Source organism: Arsenophonus endosymbiont of Bemisia tabaci Q2, from assembly GCF_902713415.1.
GTDB lineage: Bacteria > Pseudomonadota > Gammaproteobacteria > Enterobacterales > Enterobacteriaceae > Arsenophonus.
Genome location: NZ_CACTIE010000165.1, coordinates 1 through 7,746, shown reverse-complemented (window position 1 = coordinate 7,746; position 7,746 = coordinate 1). Strand labels below are relative to the sequence as shown.

Annotated in this window: 4 protein-coding genes and 4 pseudogenes; 4 read left to right on the top strand and 4 right to left on the bottom strand. The window is 35.8% G+C overall.

Features of this window, described 5'->3' with window-relative positions; all coding sequences use genetic code 11:
* Nucleotides 1-196: 196 nt before the first annotated feature.
* Together ARSQ2_RS08890 and ompA are read left to right on the top strand one after the other, a co-directional pair.
* Nucleotides 197-487 (top strand): SulA-like leucine-rich domain-containing protein, encoded by a 291-nt coding sequence (locus ARSQ2_RS08890; protein ID WP_338078276.1) that lies wholly within the window; start codon nt 197-199, stop codon nt 485-487.
* Nucleotides 488-857: 370 nt separating this feature from the next.
* Entirely contained in the window at nt 858-1,898 is a 1,041-nt protein-coding gene (ompA, locus tag ARSQ2_RS08885; RefSeq protein ID WP_181995075.1) for a porin OmpA, read from the top strand.
* A gap of 121 nt (nt 1,899-2,019) precedes the next feature.
* Here the strand turns inward: ompA and matP are convergent.
* A pseudogene (gene matP / locus ARSQ2_RS08880) lies at nt 2,020-2,469 on the bottom strand (macrodomain Ter protein MatP).
* A 742-nt stretch (nt 2,470-3,211) separates the two neighbouring features.
* On the opposite strand from matP, the gene ARSQ2_RS08875 reads away from it, so the two are divergent.
* Both ARSQ2_RS08875 and fabA read left to right on the top strand, forming a co-directional pair.
* Complete coding sequence (locus ARSQ2_RS08875; protein ID WP_181995074.1) at nt 3,212-4,951, top strand: AAA family ATPase; 1,740 nt, start codon at nt 3,212-3,214, stop codon at nt 4,949-4,951.
* A gap of 88 nt (nt 4,952-5,039) precedes the next feature.
* Complete coding sequence (fabA, locus tag ARSQ2_RS08870) at nt 5,040-5,558, top strand: bifunctional 3-hydroxydecanoyl-ACP dehydratase/trans-2-decenoyl-ACP isomerase (RefSeq protein ID WP_181995072.1); 519 nt, start codon at nt 5,040-5,042, stop codon at nt 5,556-5,558.
* Between the two features lie 70 nt (nt 5,559-5,628).
* Here fabA and pqiC read toward each other — a convergent pair.
* The 3 pseudogenes from pqiC to ARSQ2_RS14320 all read right to left on the bottom strand — a co-directional run.
* Nucleotides 5,629-6,182 (bottom strand): annotated as a pseudogene (gene pqiC, locus ARSQ2_RS08865) (membrane integrity-associated transporter subunit PqiC).
* Nucleotides 6,179-7,054: pseudogene (locus ARSQ2_RS14325) on the bottom strand (MlaD family protein); the annotation flags it as partial. The pseudogenes pqiC and ARSQ2_RS14325, both read right to left, overlap by 4 nt.
* Nucleotides 7,055-7,159: 105 nt before the next feature.
* A pseudogene (locus ARSQ2_RS14320) lies at nt 7,160-7,639 on the bottom strand (MlaD family protein); the annotation flags it as partial.
* Nucleotides 7,640-7,746 lie beyond the last annotated feature (107 nt).

Below are 7,746 nucleotides of genomic sequence, written 5' to 3'. Positions count from 1 at the left end.
AAATATATGTTTTTCTCCAATATAAATTTACTGATATAGAGTAATTACTTGTAATCATTTTAAAGTCGCTCAGCTATATTTGATTAATCTAACGCGATACAGATGCAGAGCCAATCCGAAATTGCTTTGCTGTTTCTCGGATACTCAACCCTTCTTTTTCCATCGTAAATATCACTTTACGTTTAAAATCAATTGAATAGCTCATATAAATAATGTCATCAAAATTAAGTCGCTTAGCTATAAAACAGTACAAGTAAATTCACTAAGCCCAGAAATGAGCGTTGTTGCTATGATAGAAGCATTATCTAGCGCCAATTGTAGTATTGTCTTAGGCTGGTTACCGACTTTATCACCATCATGTTTGCAACATTTAGAGCATGCGGCACAGCTAGGAAACAGTATTGGCTTTGTTATGCGGCCTGAAAATATAAATTATGCCCGCGGGCATTCTAATCAGCTAAAAATTCATTCTAATTATTATTACTAGCCTATATTAAGATTATTCTTAATCTATTTGATGAATTGTAAACGACAATAGACAAAAAATAATATAAATCATTTGGTTAATTATTTAACCATGGCAATATAGTTATAAATTATATCTATAATTCACCGATTGCCTTTTAAAAAATTAATGAGATTAATGTTTCCTCTACTTGTAACTTTTGAAGTTCGTTGTAGACTTTACAACTTTAAGGTAGTGCTTTGATTCTACTTTTTATTTGGATAATTCCTTAGGCAGATAAAGTAGCAACGAAGATAGTAGAGCGTAATAACTTAACCAGCATTTTAAACCATACGGCTTATAAAAAAGCTCAAGAAGCTGATGGCAATATTGGATGATGACGAGGCGTAAAATGAAAAAGATAGCTATCGCAGTAGCAGTGGCAGCTTTCGCAACTGCAGCTCAGGCGGCACCCAAAGATAATATCTGGTATACCGGTGCTAAATTAGGTTGGTCACACTTTGAAGATACCGGCTTTCATCCTTACGATGAAAATGTTGGCAGTGTGGTAAAACTAAAGCGCGATCAACTAGGCGCAGGTGCCTATGTTGGTTACCAACATAATCAATATCTCGGTTTCGAATTAGGTTATGACTGGTTGGGCAGAATGAGATATTCTGGTCAGCCAAATAACGATAGCGTGAAATCGATGATGGGTGTTCAATTAACCGCTCGTCTAAGCTATCCACTGACAGACGAATTAGATGTTTATGGTCGTCTCGGTGGTATGGTATGGCGGGCTGATGCAAAAGCAAACGTAGGTGATCAATCCTTTAAAGAGCATGACACTGGTGTTTCTCCAGTTTATGCGCTAGGGCTTGAATATGCTATTACCCCTGAATGGGCAACTCGTTTAGATTATCAATGGGTGAGTTATATTGGTGATAAAGATTCACTATCCGTTCGTCCAGATAATGGGATGTTGAGCGTTGGTGTTGCATATCGATTCAATCAAGACGCAGCGCCTGTGATTGTACCAGCACCAATCGAAAACAAACGTTTTATTTTACGTTCTCATGTTTTATTTGAGTTCAATAAACACACCTTGAAGGCAGCAGGTAAAGCTGAACTTGATAAGTTGTATAGTGAACTAACGAATCTTGACCCAACTCAAGGTCATGTGATGGTTCTTGGCTATACTGACCGTATTGGTTCACCATCCTATAACAAACCTTTATCTCAGAAGCGCGCACATGAAGTTATGAGCTACCTGATTTCTAAAGGTATTCCAGCGAACGCAATTAGTTCACAAGGTCGCGGAGAAGAAAATTCAGTAACAGGTAGTACTTGTAATAACGTAAAACCTTGCGCTCGATTAATCAATTGCTTAGCACCAGATCGTCGAGTTGAAATCGAGATCCAAGGTACTACAGAAGTAACTCTGCAACCGTAGTATCTGCTTAAAAAATTATTTATTTACAAATAAAATAACTCTTTTTAAAAGGGTTATTTTATTCCTTAAAATTTATTGCTAAGATGACTAAAAAATCCAGATTTAAGATCCTATTTTTACGCTAGTCACCTAGTATATTTTGAAAATCCTGCTTAAATGTCGACATTTGGTTTGCATACTGGTCTTTTCTCTCTGCATCTTCAATAAGATGCACAATAGCTTCAGAGAGGGTGCAGCCTTGTTTTCTTGCTAAAATAGACAGTCTTTGCCAGACAAGAGAGTCTAAATCGATAGATTTTTTACATGAGTGCTGATGCTCGGCATTAAAATGTCGCTTCCTGCGGGCTGTAATTGTTTGCTTCATTCGATTGGATAAATCTGGCGACATATGATTTTTTATCTAGTTTATCACTTTTGTTGGGGTATTTTTTAATTTCAACAGTTGCTCAATCGCATCCTGAACAGCGCTTTTTTCTATATACTTAGTGATATTCTCACCATCGCGATACTTTTTAACCAAGTAATCCCATTTCCAACCACATTCAAGATTTTCAAGCTGTTGATATTTCATAATCATCTCTGTGAAAACGTAACTTATGTAATTATAACAACATTTAAAAATAAAAACGTTTGGTTTTTTACCCAACTTAATAAAATCTTAGTAAGAAATCACACTATAGCTGGGCGACTTTAAAACGATTACAAGTAATTACTCTATATCACTAAATTTATATTGGAGAAAAACATATATTTTGTAATCAAAATTAAGACGCTTAGCTATATATTGAAATGTTAGCAAAAAATATAATTTTTCCTATTTATACAAGTCAATCGACAAAAAATCATAATTAGTGCGATAGAATATGATTATTCACATTTATAGCTAGTAACTTTTACTATGTTTACTATGTTTTAAATTGAAATAATACATTCTATCTGCTGTATTAGTGGTTTTTGTCATTAGCTTACTACTTGTAAATTAACCATTAGTTACTAATGTTCAGTCCCAAATTATTTACATTGACTAGACTTTTACATTTTTTATTGCACTTATTACTACAGTTTATGAATAAAATTATATGTAAATATACAAAATTAATAGTGGCATAAATTTAAACAAACGTTAATATAATGCTTTCATCCTAAAAATTTTATAATGCTGGAAACGGATATCTTGTTTTCATAGTAAAATGTACCTGTTTCTCTAAAAACAATAGCGTTTTTCTAAAATGTCTTCTATCTTGACTTCATACAATCAGGATATTGAGGATAATTTATAAACTTTTTATCTAAATTATAAGTTGAAAAATAGCGTGATTAATAACGAATTAATATGGCAGAATTTAGCACCTGATTATGAACCTTATCTTAATCTTTTTGCTGCTGCTGATAAACTAGATAATACCACTTTGGCCATCATTCAACCTAGATTATATAATAGTCTTGAAAGGTTTTTATTAACACCAACCTATTCTCCTTTTGCTGTCATTAAAGCATTAGAATGCCAAAGCTACTTATCTGAGTTAGCAAAATGCATTAAAAATATTAATACATCCTCAGTAGCTATCACTGGAGATTATCAACAATCAGATGGAAGATTTCATTGGCAAGCAGGCGCTAAAGGATCATTTACACCCTGTCATTCGGTCTATTTCTGTAACTGGATAGAAATGCCTCAATTATTTGGCAGTGTTCATCAACATCAAAATAGTGTTCACTTAGAGCCAGGACTATTACATAAAATCAATGGCGGAGTATTATTACTTTCCGTTGGCACATTATTAGCGCAGCCATTAATGTGGCAGCGCTTAAAACAGATGGTAATGCAAAAACGGTTTGAATGGCTTCCAGCCAATGATAATCAATTTTTACCCTATCCAATTGATTCAATGCCACTTGATATTAAGCTCATTTTAGTCGGCGATCATTTTAGCCTTGAAGAACTGGAAACAAAAGAGCCTGAGCTTTTTTCTCAAGCTACCTATGGCGAATATGAATTTGAATTGAATTTTGAACATAGTGGTCAATTATCGCTATGGATGCAATTTATTAAAAAAATTATTACCGATTGCCAATTTCCTGCTTTAACGGCTGATGCGTGGCCAACCTTCATTACTCAAGCAATTCGATATACGGAAGACAAATCTATCCTACCGCTAGATAGAATGTGGCTCATTGGTTGTTTAGCTGAGGCAAATCAATTTCAACAAAATAATCAGTTAACTGCAAAATCGTTCCAAACAGCGATGCAACAGCGCCAGTGGCAACACGGTTACCTAGCCAAACTCAATCTAGATGATATTCTGCAAAAACAAGTTTTTATTAAAACTGAAGGTGAAATAATTGGCCAAATCAATGGGTTATCGGTTATGCAGTACCTAGGGCATCCAGAACTTATCGGTGAACCATCACGTATTACTTGTGTTGCTCACTTCGGTGATGGTGAGTTTACTGATGTAGAACGTAAAGTTGAGCTGGGCGGTAATATTCACGCTAAAGGCATGATGATTATGCAAGCCTATCTCAATTACGAATTAAAGCTTGAACAGCCACAACCCTTTTCTGCCTCAATCGTATTTGAACAGTCTTACAATGAAGTTGATGGTGATAGCGCATCATTAGCTGAACTTTGTGCATTAATTAGTGCACTTTCTCTTCAGCCTATCGATCAGCAAATTGCGGTTACCGGTGCAGTAGATCAATTCGGTTATGTACAACCGATTGGTAGTATTAACCAAAAAATCGAAAGCTTTTTTAACGTCTGTTTCCAACGTGAATTAACCGGTAAGCAAGGCGTTATCATTCCTGCGGCTAACATTCGTCATTTATGCTTAAAAACCGATCTTATTGCCGCAGTCAAATCTGGCGTATTTCACATTTGGCCGGTTGAACACGTTTCTGAAGCCATTTCAATTTTAACCAAACATGCTTATTATAAGCAACAATATGATACAAATAACTTACATCTGTTAGCTTTAATACAAGAACGAATTACTCAGGCTAATAACCAAGAAAAACCCAAATTCATGGGGCTGCTAAAGTGGCTGAATTAAATTTAAAAAATAGCTGATCGGAGTTGCTCAGCTTACAAGTGTACGCTATTCTTTAGCCTTATTATTAATAATAAGGCTATTTAGTAATATGGTTGATAAACGTAACTCCTATAAAAAAGAAGATTTGGATGCTTCCGGCAGAGGTGAACTTTTTGGTGAAAATGGGCCGCCATTGCCTTCCGGTAATATGTTGATGATGGATCGCATCACAAAAATGACCGAAACTGGCGGCAATTATGATAAAGGGTTTATCGAAGCAGAATTTGATATCAAACCTGATTTATGGTTTTTTAGTTGTCACTTCACTAATGATCCCGTTATGCCTGGTTGTCTAGGTTTAGATGCAATGTGGCAACTCGTTGGTTTCTACCTGGGATGGCTTGGTGGTAAAGGTAAAGGCCGAGCACTGGGCGTAGGTGAGGTCAAATTTACTGGACAAGTTTTGCCAACCGCAAAAAAAGTAACCTACCGTATCCATTTAAAACGTGTTATTAATCGAAAATTGATTATGGGTGTGGCTGATGGTGAAGTCTTGGTTGATGATAAGTGTATTTACACAGCAAAAGATTTGAAAGTCGGTTTATTTCAAGATATAAGCAGCTTTTAAAGCCAAATTTTTTGTCATAAACCCCTTCTGTTATGAAGCTGAAGGGGCAAATATGTTATATTTTATACATTCAAGATAATTGGCTCGCTATAGATTGTCCAACCTGAGTCCAGCCTCTTGCTAACGTCCTAACTAATGTCGAATAGCCATTTTCATCTTGATCAAGGAGCAGACTAAAATCTCGCTTGATAATGCCTTTATCACTTTTATAAATCCAGTTTCCCTGGATAATCACTTTACCATCATAACGACCATCAAAAGCGGTCAAAAGACATTAAGGCTATCAGGTCTGTTTTCTAGCAGTTGAGCCGATACTAATCGATTAGGCAACATTATTGATAACTGATTGACTAAATTTTGCATCAATTTCTGTTCTAACGGGCTTGCCCATAGATGATTCTTTGCACTAACATAATTAACATCACTAGTTTGGTAAGTAATACCATTAGCTGCCAATATTCCAGACAATTGCACTGTCTGTACCCAAAGCTGTTTTTGCGTTAGTAAATCACTTTTTTTAGTCACTAAGCTCGGCGTTATTGGTAATTGATAATAAGATTTTTCAATACCACTACTACAACCGATAAGTAAAAAACACAAAATCCATGCCAAATATCTCATTATTTTGTCACCTTCTTCGGTTCTGGATCCTTGATCGATTTTGCTTCAAAAACAAGTGCATTACTCTTATTATTCAATGTGTTGATAACGGGTTGAATATCTCTTAACACCTGATCAAGACGCTGCATATTATTGATCATTCTATTATAGGCAGGTGAGCCTGGTTGCAAACCTTGCATAACCCGATTCAATTCAAGCAAAGTCTGTTGCAGATCAGCAGGGATCTTTTGAAAGTCTTTCCTAGCCATCAGTTTATTCAACTCAGATAAAGTACGCTGTGCTTCACGAATGGTTTTCTGACTTTCTGCTAGCGTATTTGTGGCTTGACTTATCATAGGCTCAATCGGCAGACGATTGATTTTATTTAATGCCTCAACCACTTTTTCTTGGATCTGTGATAATCCAGCACTAACTGTTGGAATAATATCGTAATTAGCAACTTTTGATGGCCCTTTCCATTGGCCTTTTTCTGGATAGAAATCCAAATCGACATACAATGCTCCGGTAATTAGGTTAGCCGATTTTAAAGCTGCTCTTAACTTGTCTTAATGCTGCTGCAAACTCTTTTTCTAGATCAATATCGGTATTAACACGACCAGGCTCAATATGAATTAAAACCGGAATACGGAATTCATTATCCAATTATTGCCGTAATTTCTCAGAATCAAACGGAACCTCCATCACGGTTCCTAAGCGAATTCCTATAAATTCAACTGGTGCGCCAGGTTGTAATCCGCGAACTGAATCAGAGAAAAACAAAATAAAATCTTTGTGTAAAGTATATAAAGATATAAAGAGTTCTGAATACTTCTTTGATCTTCATAGAGTCTGAATAGGCTTTTATCTTCCACCCTCTTACCTGGTTGCCAACCCTCTATAGCTAAGCGCCTTAATTTTGATTACAAAATATATGTTTTTCTCCAATATAAATTTAGTGATATAGAGTAATTACTTGTAATCGTTTTAAAGTCGCCCAGCTATACAACATCAAAACTAACTCCACCACTAAATAGTGTGGTTAAAAAGCCCATCTCTAAGCGAAGACCTTGTGCCGATAGATCAAAAGCAATACCACTATCCCGCCAAAAACGAACATTTTCCGTTACTAGCCCATCATAGGGGGCATTAATAAAGAGTTGATAATGCATATTGCGGCTTTTAATATCAAACGAACTCGCTTCTACCGAACCGACTCGATAGCCATGGAATAGCACTGGGGCGCCAGTATTTAATCTACCAGCCTGATCACTAGTCAAAATCACTCGAATACCTTTAGCATCAAGTGAAGCTAATGGCGGCGAACCTAATAAATCAAATTTCTCAGCATGCTGTTCACTATTGCCAGGTTGTACTTCAATAAATACGCCAGAAAATAGCGTGCCTAAACCGGTTATTCCCTCTTTGCCAATAGCCGGTTTAACGATCCAGAATGCGGTATCTTTCTTTAACAAATCCCTCATATAGCTGGGCGACTTTAAAATGATTACAAGTAATTACTCTATATCAGTAAATTTATATTGGAGAAAAACATATATTTTGTAATCAAAATTAAGTCGCTTAGCTATAC

Coding starts and splice junctions, on each gene's coding strand:
- fabA (WP_181995072.1), top strand. CDS start 5,040: ATGGTTGATAAACGTAACTCCTATAAAAAAGAAGATTTGGATGCTTCC.
- ompA (WP_181995075.1), top strand. CDS start 858: ATGAAAAAGATAGCTATCGCAGTAGCAGTGGCAGCTTTCGCAACTGCA.